The organism is Sphingobacterium micropteri (genome assembly GCF_014692515.1).
GTDB lineage: Bacteria > Bacteroidota > Bacteroidia > Sphingobacteriales > Sphingobacteriaceae > Sphingobacterium > Sphingobacterium micropteri.
Map to the genome: position 1 here is coordinate 26,913 of NZ_JACOIK010000009.1, position 15,610 is coordinate 42,522.

Annotated in this window: 14 protein-coding genes and 2 tRNA genes; 12 read left to right on the top strand and 4 right to left on the bottom strand. The window is 41.2% G+C overall.

The window, feature by feature from the left end:
- The first annotated feature begins 169 nt into the window (after nt 1-169).
- A tRNA-Met gene (locus H8B06_RS13205) sits at nt 170-242 on the top strand.
- 52 nt (nt 243-294) lie between these two features.
- Nucleotides 295-367, top strand: a tRNA-Met gene (locus H8B06_RS13210).
- Nucleotides 368-473: 106 nt separating this feature from the next.
- Here the strand turns inward: H8B06_RS13210 and H8B06_RS13215 are convergent.
- Nucleotides 474-1,430 carry a ribose-phosphate pyrophosphokinase gene (locus tag H8B06_RS13215; protein ID WP_190994750.1) on the bottom strand — a complete coding sequence of 319 codons (957 nt, stop codon included), beginning with the start codon at nt 1,428-1,430 and terminating at the stop codon, nt 474-476.
- Between the two features lie 394 nt (nt 1,431-1,824).
- On the opposite strand from H8B06_RS13215, the gene H8B06_RS13220 reads away from it, so the two are divergent.
- Together H8B06_RS13220 and pth are read left to right on the top strand one after the other, a co-directional pair.
- On the top strand, nt 1,825-2,421 hold the full coding sequence (locus H8B06_RS13220) for a 50S ribosomal protein L25/general stress protein Ctc (protein WP_190994751.1): 597 nt from the start codon (nt 1,825-1,827) through the stop codon (nt 2,419-2,421).
- Between the two features lie 89 nt (nt 2,422-2,510).
- Nucleotides 2,511-3,074 (top strand): aminoacyl-tRNA hydrolase, encoded by a 564-nt coding sequence (pth, locus tag H8B06_RS13225; protein WP_190994752.1) that lies wholly within the window; start codon nt 2,511-2,513, stop codon nt 3,072-3,074.
- A gap of 37 nt (nt 3,075-3,111) precedes the next feature.
- On the opposite strand, the gene H8B06_RS13230 is transcribed toward pth, so the two are convergent.
- Both H8B06_RS13230 and H8B06_RS13235 read right to left on the bottom strand, forming a co-directional pair.
- Complete coding sequence (locus tag H8B06_RS13230; RefSeq protein WP_190994753.1) at nt 3,112-5,136, bottom strand: M56 family metallopeptidase; 2,025 nt, start codon at nt 5,134-5,136, stop codon at nt 3,112-3,114.
- Nucleotides 5,137-5,139: 3 nt separating this feature from the next.
- Entirely contained in the window at nt 5,140-5,502 is a 363-nt protein-coding gene (locus tag H8B06_RS13235) for a BlaI/MecI/CopY family transcriptional regulator (protein WP_190994754.1), read from the bottom strand.
- 184 nt (nt 5,503-5,686) lie between these two features.
- Here H8B06_RS13235 and H8B06_RS13240 point away from each other — a divergent pair, with 184 nt between their 5' ends.
- Entirely contained in the window at nt 5,687-6,973 is a 1,287-nt protein-coding gene (locus H8B06_RS13240; protein ID WP_130141465.1) for a citrate synthase, read from the top strand.
- A gap of 45 nt (nt 6,974-7,018) precedes the next feature.
- On the opposite strand, the gene H8B06_RS13245 is transcribed toward H8B06_RS13240, so the two are convergent.
- Nucleotides 7,019-7,792, bottom strand: coding sequence for an META domain-containing protein (locus H8B06_RS13245; RefSeq protein ID WP_190994755.1), 774 nt, complete (start codon nt 7,790-7,792; stop codon nt 7,019-7,021).
- 192 nt (nt 7,793-7,984) lie between these two features.
- Here H8B06_RS13245 and nuoH point away from each other — a divergent pair, with 192 nt between their 5' ends.
- Genes nuoH through H8B06_RS13280 form a run of 7 tightly spaced genes read left to right on the top strand, consistent with a single transcriptional unit; the run spans nt 7,985 to nt 15,582 of the window.
- Complete coding sequence (gene nuoH / locus H8B06_RS13250) at nt 7,985-9,058, top strand: NADH-quinone oxidoreductase subunit NuoH (protein WP_190994756.1); 1,074 nt, start codon at nt 7,985-7,987, stop codon at nt 9,056-9,058.
- 13 nt (nt 9,059-9,071) lie between these two features.
- A complete protein-coding gene (locus tag H8B06_RS13255) occupies nt 9,072-9,635 on the top strand; it encodes a 4Fe-4S binding protein (protein WP_190994757.1) in 564 nt (187 codons plus the stop codon).
- A gap of 5 nt (nt 9,636-9,640) precedes the next feature.
- Nucleotides 9,641-10,183, top strand: coding sequence for an NADH-quinone oxidoreductase subunit J family protein (locus tag H8B06_RS13260; RefSeq protein WP_223857672.1), 543 nt, complete (start codon nt 9,641-9,643; stop codon nt 10,181-10,183).
- A complete protein-coding gene (nuoK, locus tag H8B06_RS13265) occupies nt 10,180-10,485 on the top strand; it encodes an NADH-quinone oxidoreductase subunit NuoK (protein ID WP_190994759.1) in 306 nt (101 codons plus the stop codon). Before H8B06_RS13260 ends, nuoK begins: the two co-directional genes overlap by 4 nt.
- Before the next feature lie 2 nt (nt 10,486-10,487).
- Complete coding sequence (locus tag H8B06_RS13270; RefSeq protein ID WP_190994760.1) at nt 10,488-12,497, top strand: NADH-quinone oxidoreductase subunit 5 family protein; 2,010 nt, start codon at nt 10,488-10,490, stop codon at nt 12,495-12,497.
- Nucleotides 12,498-12,500: 3 nt separating this feature from the next.
- Nucleotides 12,501-14,105 (top strand): complex I subunit 4 family protein, encoded by a 1,605-nt coding sequence (locus H8B06_RS13275; protein ID WP_190994761.1) that lies wholly within the window; start codon nt 12,501-12,503, stop codon nt 14,103-14,105.
- A 13-nt stretch (nt 14,106-14,118) separates the two neighbouring features.
- Nucleotides 14,119-15,582: an NADH-quinone oxidoreductase subunit N gene (locus H8B06_RS13280; protein WP_190994762.1), complete on the top strand. Its 1,464-nt coding sequence runs from the start codon at nt 14,119-14,121 to the stop codon at nt 15,580-15,582.
- The last annotated feature ends 28 nt before the right edge of the window (nt 15,583-15,610 follow it).

Consider the following 15,610-nt stretch of genomic DNA (forward strand, 5'->3'; position numbering starts at 1 on the left):
GTTACAACGGTTAGTAGTAATCTTCTTTTCATCACAATTCATTATAATTGATACGTTGAAAGTACAGAATATTAGAACATTATCCAATTCTGGTGGTTAATCTTTTTAAAAAAGAAGATTTCGTTTTGGTTTAAGCACAAAAAACGCTATCTTTGTGTCACCAAAAAATTGCGGGGTGGAGCAGTTGGTAGCTCGTCGGGCTCATAACCCGAAGGTCATCAGTTCGAGTCTGATCCCCGCTACTAAATAAAAGAGCAAAGCGCGAGGCTGAGCTTAAAAAAAATAAAGAAACATTGCGGGGTGGAGCAGTTGGTAGCTCGTCGGGCTCATAACCCGAAGGTCATCAGTTCGAGTCTGATCCCCGCTACTAAACAAAAGCGCTAAGGAAACTTGGCGCTTTTTTATTTCCATCATACGAGGTCGCAAAAAAGGCGACACTTAGGCCGCCTCTACTCTTTAACTAAATGTTATCGTTATTTAATATCAAACAGATCCGAAATTGACCCGTGTTCATTCACATTCTTAATCGCGCCGGCAAATAGGTCAGCCGTAGATAATACTTTAATTTTACTACAACTTCTTTGCTTCTCCGGATTTAACTGGATAGTATCCGTGACAATCATTTCTGTTAACACCGAATTTTCGATTGTATCATAAGCCTTGCCCGATAAGACTGCATGCGTACAGACTGCCCTTACCGAACGGGCGCCGTTTTCCATAATCAGTGCCGCAGCTTTTGACAGCGTACCTGCCGTATCACAGATATCATCTATTAAAACCACATCTTGATCCTTCACTTCTCCAATGATAGACATAGATTCGATCTCATTGGCACGTTTACGACGTTTGTCACAGATGATAACCTCCGCATTGAAGAATTTAGCAAATGTACGGGCGCGGTATGATCCTCCCATATCTGGAGACGCGATGGTAAGGTTGGGCAAATTCAACGATTTGATATAGGGAACGAATATAATCGAACCATCCAAGTGATCTACTGGAATATCAAAGAATCCTTGTATCTGGGCAGCATGCAAATCCATGGTCATGATACGGTGTGCACCAGCAGCCATAATGAGGTTTGCAATTAATTTTGCACCAATCGCAACACGTGGCTTATCTTTTCTGTCTTGACGGGCATAACCAAAATAAGGAACGACCACCGTGATATAATGAGCAGAAGCGCGCTTCGCCGCATCGATCATCAATAAAAGCTCTAAAAGATTGTCGGTTGGTTGGTTTGTGGATTGGATTAAGAATATGTCGCTTCCGCGTACTGATTCATTGTAAAAAGGCTGAATTTCCCCATCGCTGAACTTGGATAAGGTCATATCGCCAAGCGGCTTTCCATAGGATGTGGAGATTTTTTCCGCTAATTCCACTGTTCCAGACCCTGCGAACAGCTTCACCGTGTTAAATTGCAAAGGCATTTCTTATGCGTGTTTTATATGTTGGATTTATTTAATATTCCAATTAGAAGAAAACAAAATTAAAAAAGTTGTCCGACCTGGATTCGAACCAAGACTAAATGAACCAAAATCACTTGTACTACCCTTATACTATCGGACAAACTCCAAGATTAACTTAGTTTTGCGACAAAGTTAGCCAAATGTTTCTTAAAACAAAAGCTAAATTACTTTCTGCTATAGCCGATAAATGGAAAACACCGGAAACCGTGTAACCATCTAAATATTAGTAAATAAAATTTGCTTAATCAAAAAAATACGGTATTTTTGCACCTCAAATTTAGATAATTAAGAAATGAAACCGACCCCAGTCTCGGGGGAGCTCTCATCAACAATTAAAAATTAAAAAACAAATTAGATGAAATCAATTGCTATTAGCGGTTCTGCTAGACAGAACGTAGGGAAAAGAGATGCAAAAGAATTGCGTTACGAAGGAAAGATTCCTGCAGTTCTTTATGGTGGTAAAGAACAAACCCACCTTGCTGTATCCGCAGCTGATTTGAAATCCGTTCTTTATACTGCTGACGTGGTATTTGTAGAACTGGATATCGACGGCAAAAAAACACGTGCTATTGTTCAAGATACACAATTCCACCCACTTACCGACTTGGTAACGCATGTGGATTTCTTAGAATTGTTTGATGACAAGCAAGTTTCTGTAAACATCCCTATCAAATTAACGGGAGATTCTCCAGGTGTTAAAATGGGGGGTAAGCTTGTTCAGAAACTACGTAACCTTCGTGTGAAAGCATTGCCAAATGATCTTCCTCAGGAAATCACAGTTCCTATGGAATCTTTAGAGGTTGGCAAATCTTACCGTGTTGGACAAGTATCCTTAGAAAATGCCAAAGTTCTTAATAATGCAGACGACACCATCGTATCGGTAGTAATGTCTCGTGCATTGCGTCAAGCAGAGCAAGAAGCAGCTAAAGCAGCTAAAGGCGGCAAGAAATAATACCGAGGTATTTAGACAAATAAAAAAGCATCGCAACATGTTGCGATGCTTTTTTATTTGTCTAACATCTAATTCCTATATTTGCGACCATGAATTATTTAATTGTCGGACTAGGCAATATTGGCAAGGAATACGCAGATACACGCCATAACATCGGCTTTATGGTGGTGGATGAAGCAGCAAACCAAGCCGGATCAACCTGGTCATTACTAAAGCTCGCCTACTACACGGAATTTAAACTTAAAGGCAGAAACGTATACATGATTAAGCCTACTACTTTTATGAATTTAAGTGGGAAGGCCGTCAACTATTGGATGCAAGAGCTAAAAGTTCCGATACAAAATGTACTGATCGTGGTAGACGATCTTGCTATTCCATTTGGTTCACTGCGAATCAAGCCGAAAGGTTCCGCTGCAGGCCATAACGGACTACGCTCCATAGAGGCTACTTGTGGCGGACAAAACTATCCTCGCCTACGCTTTGGCATCGGCGATAATTTCCCCAAAGGACGCCAAGTGGATTATGTATTGAGCCCTTTTGATCGCGATGAACAGAAAGAACTACCTGCGTTAATAGATCACTCCGTAAAAATGATACAAAGCTTTGTTCACATTGGTATCGAATTGACGATGACGAATTTGAATACGAAGTAAAGTTACCGGGTGGGGCGTCTAAACACCCCACCGATATCTATTTCGTTTCTATCAAAACCAGTCCATCATGCTCCCCTAAATCAATATTCCTATAAAACTTCAGATAATTTTTAGCATCCTCGTTTGACAATGTAGCAATACTCTTTTTCTCACTTTCCTTTATCTTGGAATATGCTTCTTTTGACATGACTTCACCATCGACCATATAAATAGGATTTCTCAAGGACACGGGCAGTTTCGTTGATGGTGTCCATTTTCGTGTAGCATCTTTTGTTTTTGTAGTAATAATAATCACCCCGTCCTTCCCATTCTCGCCATAAGCCAATCGAGCGTTATCATCTTTCAAAACAGTCATAGACTCTATTGTATTCGGATCTATGGCGTCCAATTTTCCTTTCGGTTGCACGACCCCGTCAATAACATACAGCGGATGGGTGTCACCACTTATCCCCTGACCTCTTATCCTAATCCTCGGGCGTTCTGTTGTATCCGATTCCGTCGACTTGTTGCGGGCCCCATAACCTACTACCACAACTTCATCATCCTTACCTTTTGAAAGGTCTCCTTTTACACCTACACGCCCGTCATTTTCTTTTTTTGTTGTTATCTTGATCACACCGTGTTTCGCATTTTCACCATAGATCGATTGGGCAGAAGCATCTTTTAAAACCTCGACGGATTCTATTGTGTTTGGATCTAAAACGTCCAATGCTGCTCTTCCCTCTTTCTGCACCACCCCGTCAATCACATATAAAATTTTCTTCATGTCTTCCTGTCGCCTATCATATCCTTCTTTTGACAATGCAGAAACTACCCCTTCTTTATTTGGGGAGTTGGGGAATTGCAGTTGCATCCATCTTACTGAACCAAGCCGTAGGTCATACAATTCACTATTGTCTTTTTGAAGAAACTCTGCTTTCGATATCACCTGGTTATCATACACATACAAATAGTCCTTACGTTGATCGATATCCGCTCTACTGTCCAATTTCCTTAGATGATCTTCCACATCTCCCGTTCCGCCAACAATTTGTATCCGTGGTGTTGTGTCTGTTACACGTTCTTCCTCCACTGTATCCGTCGCAACAATAGTCCTTTCCAAAATTTTTCCCCTGTCTTCCGGCTTTCCCTCTCTATTATCCGGTTTAAAAACATCCAGCTTAAAGTCCCGAGCCACTTCTACAGCTTCGGCTATCCGGCTGTCTGCCTTACTGATCGTAAATGCTCCTGCCGTGAAAATAACGATCGGCAACAGAAAAGCATATTTGCTCAATTCAAGTTTCGACGATTTTTTCTTGTTCATCATCATAATGCGCTTTTTTAAAAATTTAAAATTAAACTGATTGCTGAGGCCGATCGAAGCGCCCTGCTTCGACACCTGCAGCAACGAATACTGATAGGTTTGCCGGTCCACACCCTTATTCAGCACTTGTTGATCAGTCAAGTATTCCAAATTTTGACGTACGGCTCTGCGCATGAACCAAACGAAGGGATTATACCAACAAACTATCCGTAAAATTTCAAACATTAATATATCCATACTGTGAAGGCCTTTCACGTGGATATCCTCATGTTCAAAAATATCATAGAGTTCTGGTTCCTGATGTTGTTCTTTATGAAGGTAAATCTTGTTTAAAAAAGAAAAAGGAACAATAGGAAATAATACATCCTGATACCAGTATGTTTTCCATATAGCTTTCCTCGAGTAAAGATGAATACGCAATAAACTCAGCAGTTGTATACAGAATCGTATAGCAAACCACAATCCGACGACTGCGACACTGCTATATATTGCATTTTCTAACGTATAAACAGATTCCTCTACTTGTTGCATATAAAAATCAGGTAAATACGTCATCCATTCACCTACAGGCTCTATATGTTGCCGAACAAGGGTTTTAATATCCAAAAAAGGGTACGCAAATGCGAAAACAACTCCTACAAGAAAATACCCTCTATTCAGACGATAGAATGTCAATTTTCTTAGCAATACGTAATATCCGATGTACACAATAATCAACAGAATATTGACTTGGGCGATATAGGCAAGTAAAGAATACATAATCTAAGATTGTTTTTTCTGTATCATATCCATGATTTCTTTCAATTCCGTTGCAGAAAGCTTCTCTTCTTTCACAAAGAAAGAAACCATTTCTTTATAGGAGTTTTTAAAATAATCACCTACGAATCCATGCATAAACCTCCCTTTATATTCCTCTTCAGAAATAATAGATTCATAGCGCTTAGCATTAGCATATTTGACAGCTTTCACATAGCCTTTGCGTTCCAAGTTTCTAATAGTCGATGCTAATGTGGTATAAGGCGGCTTCTCTCCTTTTAAATTATCCAATATTTCTTTCACAAATCCGCCATCTAATTGCCAAATGGACAACATGGCTTCTTCTTCTTGAATGGTTAACTTTTCCATAATCAATACTAATCTTTCACAATACTACGAAAATTTCGTAAATACCACAAATATTTAACAGAAAAGATTACTAGATTAAAAATGAATAGTGACAGTTCTTTGTCATTTAAATTGCATCGTTATTAGATTTTATCACCGATTTTTTTACATTTGTAAAATAAGAGATTATTTATATTACTAACATATGTCGGATAAAGCAACAATAAATTTAGGCGGAAAATCATACGAATTGCCAGTTGTTATTGGTACTGAAAACGAAAAAGCAATTGACATCTCCAAATTAAGAGGTGAATCGGGATATATTACACTAGATCCGGGATTTAAAAATACAGGATCCACGGAAAGTGCCATTACTTTTCTTGATGGCGAACAAGGTATTTTACATTATAGAGGCTACCCTATCGAGCAATTAGCGGAGAAATCAACTTTTTTAGAAGTGGCCTACCTTTTGATATATGGGGAACTTCCGACAAAAGAGGTGCTAGAACAATTCCGTTCCGCGATTAGAAAACAGATGATGATCCACGAGGATATGAAGAATTTCTTCGTAGGCTTCCCGTCCAAATCCCACCCTATGGGGCAATTATCTTGTTTAGTTGGCGCATTGTCTGCATTCTACCCAGAATCGTTGAATCCCAACGCTACAGAAGAGGAAGATAATAAAACCATCATCAATCTATTAGCCAAGATGCCTACAATCGTGTCCTGGATTCAGAAAAAATCATTAGGACAGCCGGTCGTGTACCCTAAAAATAATTACGGTTATATTGAGAACTTCTTGAATATGATTTTTGGAGAAGTGACGGGCGAAACAACATTTGATCCAGTTGTCATCAGTGCTATGCATAAATTATTGATCTTACATGCAGACCACGAACAAAACTGTTCGACATCGACCGTTCGCATCGTAGGTTCATCTAATGCTAATTTATACGCTTCCATTTCGGCTGGCATCAATGCATTGTGGGGTCCACTACATGGCGGAGCCAACCAAGCCGTTATCGAAATGTTAGAAGCCATTAAAAATGATGGTGGCGACGCTGATAAATACCTTGCGAAAGCAAAAGACAAAAACGATCCATTCCGCTTGATGGGCTTTGGACACCGTGTATACAAGAATTTCGATCCCCGGGCAAAAATTATCAAAAAAGCGTGTGATGATATCTTAGAAAAATTAGGCGTAAACGATCCGGTATTGGACATTGCAAAAAAATTAGAAGAAGCAGCATTAAACGATCAGTATTTCGTTGACAGAAAATTATATCCGAACGTGGATTTCTATTCCGGCATCATTTACCGCGCTTTAGGATTTGAATCGGACATGTTTACGGTATTATTTGCATTAGGACGCCTTCCAGGATGGATTGCACAATGGAAAGAAATGCGGGACAATAAAGAGCCAATCGGCCGTCCGCGTCAAGTTTATGTCGGAGAAACAAAACGTGACTACGTTGACTTCGATAAGCGATAATAAAAAAACGCGATGAAAACTAAATTCATCGCGTTTTTTTATGGCTTATTTTTTATTCCAACGCATGACGACAATATCATCCATCATCATCGTCAACACGCTATCTTGTACATCAAAACTGGTAACGCGCTCGATATTTTTTAAAAACACTTGTTCTCCATTTCCTGGACACGCCATTTTTGTCGACATCAGTGGTCCAAATGAAATCGCATGTCCATCGATTTTTACATTCCCGGAAAAGTTGTTACAGCTACTGTTGCCATTCACCTTCTTTTCTGCCATATCAAATATAATGGTCGGCTTCCGTGAAGAATACAACGTATTAAAATCGTCTGCTTCCATGATATAATCTAATTCCCATGTACCAGCCAGTTTATCAGATTGATCCGAGACCAAGGTAAATTTAGCTAATGCCGCTCCATTTTTTCCTTTTGATAAGATCAGTGTATTTTCATCAACGGTATAGGTATCCGCCTCTTCAAATAAAGTACGTAACCCATTTTCAACACGCATATCTGCACAGGCCATCATCGTAGACATACCACGAGAAAAAGTAATGCCATTGTTCTTTTGCAACGTATATTCTCCGCCAATGCCATTACAGCCTCCACTGGCACTATAACGACCCTTTTCTTCGTCCAATTTCAAAAATGGCATTTTGCCGTTTACTTTTGCAGGTACAGCTTCACCCTGCAATTCTACCAATTGCCATTGCTTCCCCACTAAAACGCCTACATGATGGCCAGATGGTTTCCGTACCGCACAACTGGCCAACAACATCACAAAGACAGCTAAATAAATAAAATTATATTTCTTCATATCCTAAATTATTCGTTGTTTATCTATTATAACACCTTTTCAAACGAAAGGTTTAAGCGCTATGCTACAAGATTATGGCAGATGATCAAAAATAAAATCTACTATTCTAGTATATTTTCTTCAAATATTATGGCGTTTTGCTACGTTTTCCGTATGTTTGCATCCAATTAAGAACTATTCTAAAAAGACAAATTGGCCGATCTTATTGTCCATATTATTGTACCAGTCGCAATCTTCGCTTTCATCGCGGGGTTCACGCTATTTGCCGTCTACGCAGAGCGTAAGATCGCTGGTTTTGTACAAGATCGTTTAGGCCCAATGGAAACCGGAAAATATGGACTAATTCAAACATTGGCCGATATTTTAAAACTTTTACAGAAAGAGTTTATCACGCCCTCAGCGGCAGATAGAATTTTGTTCGCCGCGGCTCCTATTGTCATATTTGTAGCTGTCTTTATTGGCTTTAGTGTGGTGCCATGGGCACCTGACTTTATACCAGCAAATACAAATACGGGGCTCTTTTTTATTATGGCAGTTGTTTCCATTGACGCCATCGGTATTTTAATGGCCGGTTGGGGATCCAACAATAAATATTCCCTACTGGGCGCTATTCGCGCTATAGCGCAGATGGTTTCTTACGAACTACCTGTGGGACTTTCGCTGATTGCAGCCGTCATGATCACACAGACGTTGAACCTTAACGATATAGCTTATCTACAGGGGATTGCTTCACCCGAGCAGATCTATTTTATGGGATTTTGGGATGTAACCGATATCGGTGGGATTTTCGCTTGGCACATCTTTCAAGCCCCGCATCTTCTCATCGTTTATGCTATTTTCTTTATCGCTTCGCTTGCCGAATGTAATCGTGCCCCTTTTGATATCCCGGAAGCTGAATCGGAGCTTATCGGTGGCTTTCACACCGAATATGGCGGAATTAAATTTGCTTTTTTATTTCTCGCTGAATATGCCATGATGTTTCTGGTCGCGATATTGGGTGTGGTTATTTTCTTAGGCGGATGGAACAGTCCATTACCCAACATTGGCAGTTTACGTCTTGCCGACTGGACAACCGGATTGGGATGGGGAATTACGTGGACACTATTAAAATCACTGACAATTGTCGGTATACAGATGTGGATTCGCTGGACACTACCCCGTTTTCGGGCCGACCAACTGTTGACACTATGTTGGAAAGTTTTAATCCCATTAGCGTTTGTTTGTCTCGCTATATCGGGATTATGGAGAATATTGGTTATGTTGTAAATGTAAGATCGCATTGGTAATAAAAACAACCATACAAGGATTTATAACGGCTGTTAAAGGTTTATTTTTAACGGTCAGGCACCTGTTTGGCGCGAGGAAATCACGCAATATACGAGACATTCGTAACGAAAATTACTTCCAGCAACAACAAGGTGTTACGACGGTGCAATACCCAAAAGAAAAGATGCCTATCCCGGAAGTGGCACGTTATCAATTGCAGGTTGATATTGAGGACTGTATAGTCTGTGATCTATGTGCAAAAGCATGTCCGGTAGATTGTATAGACATCCAATCCATCAAATCCGTAGGTGTTATTGGCAAAACATCGGATGGCAGCGTAAAACGATTATATCCGGAGAAGTTTGATATCGATATGGCGAAATGTATGTATTGTGGGCTATGTACCGTGGTATGTCCTACGGAATGTATCACGATGACCGACCAATACGACCGCAGCACGACGAAACTGACAGATCTGATCTACGGCTTTTCCGATATGACAGATGAAGAAATAGTAAAACGAAAAGAAGAATGGACACGTTTTCAAGCTGATAAGGAGGCGGCAAAGAAAAAATAATGACGATGGAATCTTTATTATTCTATGCTTTTGCCGGCATGGCTATCGTTTCTGCCCTGCTATTGGTCAATATACGTAATACCGCCCGGGCGCTGTTTCTACTTTTCATAGTCCTTTTTGCAATGGCCGGACTATACCTTTTCGCACTGGCAGACTTTATCGCGATTACACAGATTTTAGTCTATGTCGGCGGGGTACTTATTCTGTTGATTTTTGCCTTCATGCTGTCCAACAAAGAATTGCTCGATGACCTGCAATCTACATCAAAGCGTTTTATTTCGTTGCCTAACTGGCAAGCTTTGGTTTTAGCGTTTGTTTTCTTGAGTATTATGATATATAGTTATATCAGTTGGTCTGAACATATCCCCCAATGGATCCAGCAAGCAGAAGCCAAAGGAAAAATGATTTTGTCAACAGACAATAACATCAAAGCGCTGGGTTTCAAATTCATGACGCAATATGTATTACCGTTCGAAATTATATCCGTCTTCCTCATGATGGCGCTTATCGGAGCTGCACATTTATCACGAAAGGAGGACAATAAATGATAACGCTCACCCATTTTTTAGTTGTTAGCGCATGTATTTTTTGTATTGGCTTGTACGCCGTGCTGGCTAAGCGGAGCGCGATCATGATCCTTGTCGGTATCGAACTCATGATTAATGCTGCGATATTGAATTTTGTAGCTTTCGGAAAGTACGACAAACTAAATTACGGAGGCCAAGTTTTTGCGCTATTTGCCATCGTTCTTGCCGCGGCGGCTGTTGCGGTAGGGCTAGCAATTATATTAAATGTATATCGGAATTTCAAAACCATTAATCCCGAAAATATCCACGAATTGAAAGACTGAGCGTGAACATCTTTCTCCACATATCGCCCGTTACTGCTAGCATTCTTGTGATGTTGTGTCCATTGTTGGCTTTCCTTGTCCAGGCCTTATTGGGTAAAAAATCAATTTCCGGCAACATCGCATTAGTTGCTATTTTAGCAAGCACCCTGATAAGTCTATTTGGTGTATTCCTACCGATATGGAACGAAACAACTATTCTGCAAAAATGGGCATGGTTCACCATTGGACAGCATACACTTCATGTAGGGATACTTATTAATAACCTAACCGCATTAATGCAATTGATCGTTTGTATTATTGCGTTGCCCGTACATATTTATTCCCGAGCCTATATGAAAGGCGATAGCGGCATACACCGCTACTGGATGTATCTAAGCCTGTTCTGCTTTGCGATGTTAGGATTAACCGTTTCCCTAAACCTGTTACAATTATATATCTTTTGGGAATTGGTAGGTTTTGCTTCTTACTTGTTAATTGGCTTTTGGTTTACCAAAGAGACTGCTGCGCAAGCCAATAAAAAAGCGTTTCTGATCAACAGAATCGGAGACATCGGTTTTCTCATTGGGATAGCCCTTGTTTATGCAAATTGTGGCACATTAGACCTGTCCACTTTGTTTGGCAAAACAAGCGTCCTATCATCTATGGATAAGAATATGTCTTGGGTTACCTTCGCAGGACTGGCGTTTTTCTTGGGCGCTATGGCAAAATCGGCTCAGTTTCCATTGCATGTATGGCTACCCGATGCGATGGAGGGACCTACTGCTGTATCATCCCTTATCCATGCTGCCACGATGGTTGCGGCAGGTGTGTTCCTACTATGCACCGTTTTTCCGCTATTTAATGAGACGGTTCTCTTCGTTATCACTATTATTGGTACACTTACTGCACTGTCCGCTGCTATTTTCGCGTTAGGGCAATATGATATTAAAAAAGTACTTGCCTTTTCGACTATCTCCCAGCTGGGTTTTATGATGGTAGGTGTGGGCATTGGTGCATGGAATGCCGCGATGTTTCACCTCACCACACATGCCTTTTTTAAATGTTTACTGTTCCTCTCAGCAGGTGCAGTTATCCACGAAATGGCACATTTGAAAGCAAAAGCACAATTAACTATTGATCCACAGGATTTACGTCATATGGGCGGCTTAAGACATTTTATGCCGAAGACCTTTGTTTGTATGGTTATCGCTTCGTTATCCCTTGCGGGGTTCCCACTCACGTCGGGTTATCTTTCTAAGGATAGTATTGTGATCACCGCATACGAATGGGCGAGTCATCTCGGTACGGCTTATATGTTAATCCCTGTATTGTTGATTATTGTTAGCTTACTTACAGCCTTCTATATCGGTCGGCTTATTTTCAAGACATTTTTCGGTTCTTTTAAATACCGTTCTCTTACCGGAGCAGGTATCTCGTTCCATGAGGCACCCAAAGCTATGCTTATTCCGATGATTTTCCTTGCTGCGGGCAGTTTATTCCCATTTTTCGGAATATCGTTAACCGATTATCATAGCGCATGGATTATGCATACATTGGAAACGGAAAGCAGCTACCCCACCCTTGCACAGGCTCATTTATTCATTCCTGCGCTTTTAACGGGGGGAGCAATCTTGGCCTGGCTTATTGGATGGAATTGGTATGTCAAACAGAAATACCCCTTATCGGAAAACAACGTATGGGTACATTTTGCCCATAAGCAAAGTTATATAAATGAGTTTAACGAACGCGTGTTCGTCAATGGAACCATAGGACTAAGCCGTATACTATATACTTTCGATCGCTATGTGGTAGATGGACTCACCAAATTTTTCTCTTGGTTTGTACGTCAGCTTTCCGTGGTTGTTTATTGGTTTGACAAGCATATTGTCGATGGATTGGTCAATTTAGTCGCTAACGCGACGTATTATATCGGTCATCTTGTTCGGCATGTTCAAAATGGACAGTTACAAACGTATTTGGGTTTTGCACTAACCATAGTTGTTTTGGGAATACTTTATCTGATAATTAAATAGAAAATGGGCTTGTTATCCATATTGATATTTTTACCACTTGTTGCTACGTTGCTGATTTTGGTCTTGCCAACATCAGCCAAAGCAACCTATAAATACATCGCATTAGGTTTCACCTTTCTGCAATTTGGGCTTTCACTTTATCTCTACGGAAATTTTGAAGCATCATTGGGCGGTATTCAACAGCTAGAGGCCTACCAATTTGTGGAACAGCTGTCGTGGATACGCATGGACTTAGGTGCCATCGGAAAACTAGAGATAGACTATCTCGTCGGTGTAGACGGGATTTCGCTACCTCTTATCGTGCTAAGCACACTGGTTATGCTGATGGGCGTAGGTGCTTCGTGGAACATAGATAAAAGTCCGAAGGGGTATTTTGCCTTATTAATGATACTGAATACGGCCGTGATGGGTATTTTCTCTGCGCTGGACTTCTTCCTGTTCTATGTGTTTTACGAAGTGATGCTGCTCCCGCTTTATTTCCTCATCGGGATATGGGGAGGAGAACGACGCGAATATGCTGCTATCAAGTTCTTTATCTATACCTTGCTGGGGTCGGTACTCATGCTTTTGATTATCGTCGGACTTTATTTCTCGGTCATCAACCCGGTAACAGGAGCGCATACATTCAATATGCTGCACATGATGAATCCCGCCAACTATGTGGACGGTTCTTTCTTTGCTTATATTGCCAACTATCATGATGTCTTCGGCATACCCGCTCGTCTGATCGGATTTATTGTCTTATTTTTTGCCTTTGCCATTAAAGTGCCGATTGTTCCATTACACACTTGGCTACCTGATGCACACGTAGAAGCCCCTACGCCGGTCTCTATTATCCTTGCCGGTATATTGTTGAAAATAGGCGGATACGGGATTATCCGGGTCTGTTACAGCATTTTTCCCGATATCGCGGCTACTACTAATTGGTGGCTCGCCTTGATCGGCGTCGTATCCATATTATATGGCGCACTCAATGCATTGGCACAAAAAGATCTAAAACGCATGATTGCGTATTCTTCGGTATCACACATGGGATTCGTACTACTGGGAATCGCGTCCTTAACCGCAGAGGGACTAGCCGGTGCTATGTTCCAAATGGTTTCCCACGGATTCCTCAGTGCAGCGCTATTTTTTCTGGTCGGCGTCCTATACGATCGCGTACACGACCGTTATATTTATAATTTCCGCGGACTCGCTTCACTTATGCCCAAATATACCGCTTATGTGGCTATCGCATTTTTTGCTTCCTTGGGGCTGCCCGGTTTCTCTGCTTTCATTGGAGAGGCCTTCGTCATTATTGGGGCGTTCAATGCAGAAAGCATGACAACAGGTGTACCTCGTTGGATGGCGATAGGTGGTTCTATTGGTATACTATTAAGTGCAGCATACTTCTTATGGACATTACAACGCATGTTTTTCGGACAGACACGCCTACAAGGTGGACAAGTATGGAAAGAAGCCCTCACTGATTTAAACACCCGCGAACAAGTAATCTTGTTTCCGGCACTTGCCCTGGCATTACTATTAGGCATTATGCCTTCCCTTGTATTTAGCAACCTCAATGCTTCGGTACTGCAACTTATTGATTTAATAAAACCCTACTTGTAAAGTTAAGCATAACGTGAACGTATCCATACCCAACATACTCGACCAGATTATCGCTTCCGTTCCACTTTTTAAACCGGAACTAGCACTAATTATCGGTTTTATTGTGTGCATCTTCATAGCCCTTTTCTTGGAGAAACGTTGGAGGAACAGTACGTTTATCGGCTGTATAGTTACACTGGGGTTTTCATTGTACTATCTCATCGGACAATTATCTACAACCGCAACAGGCTTTTCCGGCATGTGGTTGGTCGATACCTGGAGCACATACGCCCGCCTTATAGTCGTATGTAGCACCGTCATTATCGCTATATTCTTGCAACAACAGCATTCAAAAAACAATGGTGATGTGTATAGCATACTGATAGCCGCCACCTTAGGCATGCATGTATTAAGTAGCACAAGCCATTGGTTAATGGGATTCATCGGGATAGAAATGGTTTCTATTGCTTCCTATATATTGGTGGGTTATTTTTCCCACAATAAGACACAGTCCGAAGCTGCAATGAAGTATGTCCTTTTCGGATCGGTATGTGCTGCGGTGATGCTCTATGGTCTTTCACTTATATACGGATTGACGGGCAATCTAGATTTTCAGTCGGCCGAGCACCTACAAGGATTGATGGATGCCCCGGAGGCGATTATTACGTTGGCTTTACTTTTTGTGTTTGCAGGTATCGGGTTTAAACTCAGCTTTGTCCCTTTTCATGTATGGAGCCCGGACGTCTATCAAGGTGCACCTACAGCCATTACCGCTTTTCTATCCACTATCCCTAAAATAGGCGCTATCATATTATTTGCCCGTCTCTACCAATCATGGTCATCCACGGCATTTTACTTTTCCGAATTAAGCACTTGGTTTATGACCATCGTGGCCATCGTCACGATGCTTGTGGGCAATCTCGCTGCGCTTCGACAGCAGGACGTCAAACGGATGATGGCTTATTCGTCCATCGGGCATACGGGCTTGTTACTTATGGCCGTATTTGCCTATCAAGATTTGAACAGCTATCTGCTATTCTACATCGTAGCCTATGTATTGATGAATCTAGCCACTTTTATCTTTATCGATCAAATAGAACAACAGACAGGGTCTACGTCCCTTCTTTCTTACACAGGTCTGGGCAAGAAGATGCCGATATTGTTTACGGCGTTTACGTTAGTTGCGATCTCGCTTATTGGCATACCGCCAACTGTAGGGTTTGTAGCAAAACTAATGGTGTTTACCTCCACCTTTTCCGTCTTTCAATCTTCCGGCGATACCGGTGCGCTTCTTTTGCTTATCATCGGTGCACTTACATCAGCTATCTCGCTGTTTTTCTATTTCAAGATTCCATTATATGCATTTCTGCGCAGTAGTGACCAACCTGTAATACTTAAGAAACAGTTTGGTGTGCTGCTAGTGATAGCCTATATCTTAACGGCATTGGTTATTTTGTTTGGAATATTCCCGAACTGGGTGATGCAGGTACTAGCGTAAAAAGAACAAAAGAAAATCTTATCTTTGC

What these genes read in the sequence shown, in the direction of transcription:
- H8B06_RS13215 (WP_190994750.1), bottom strand. Translation starts at nt 1,430, where the DNA reads ATGCCTTTGCAATTTAACACGGTGAAGCTGTTCGCAGGGTCTGGAACA.
- H8B06_RS13220 (WP_190994751.1), top strand. Translation starts at nt 1,825, where the DNA reads ATGAAATCAATTGCTATTAGCGGTTCTGCTAGACAGAACGTAGGGAAA.
- pth (WP_190994752.1), top strand. Translation starts at nt 2,511, where the DNA reads ATGAATTATTTAATTGTCGGACTAGGCAATATTGGCAAGGAATACGCA.
- H8B06_RS13230 (WP_190994753.1), bottom strand. Translation starts at nt 5,136, where the DNA reads ATGTATTCTTTACTTGCCTATATCGCCCAAGTCAATATTCTGTTGATT.
- H8B06_RS13235 (WP_190994754.1), bottom strand. Translation starts at nt 5,502, where the DNA reads ATGGAAAAGTTAACCATTCAAGAAGAAGAAGCCATGTTGTCCATTTGG.
- H8B06_RS13240 (WP_130141465.1), top strand. Translation starts at nt 5,687, where the DNA reads ATGTCGGATAAAGCAACAATAAATTTAGGCGGAAAATCATACGAATTG.
- H8B06_RS13245 (WP_190994755.1), bottom strand. Translation starts at nt 7,792, where the DNA reads ATGAAGAAATATAATTTTATTTATTTAGCTGTCTTTGTGATGTTGTTG.
- H8B06_RS13260 (WP_223857672.1), top strand. Translation starts at nt 9,641, where the DNA reads ATGGAATCTTTATTATTCTATGCTTTTGCCGGCATGGCTATCGTTTCT.
- nuoK (WP_190994759.1), top strand. Translation starts at nt 10,180, where the DNA reads ATGATAACGCTCACCCATTTTTTAGTTGTTAGCGCATGTATTTTTTGT.
- H8B06_RS13275 (WP_190994761.1), top strand. Translation starts at nt 12,501, where the DNA reads ATGGGCTTGTTATCCATATTGATATTTTTACCACTTGTTGCTACGTTG.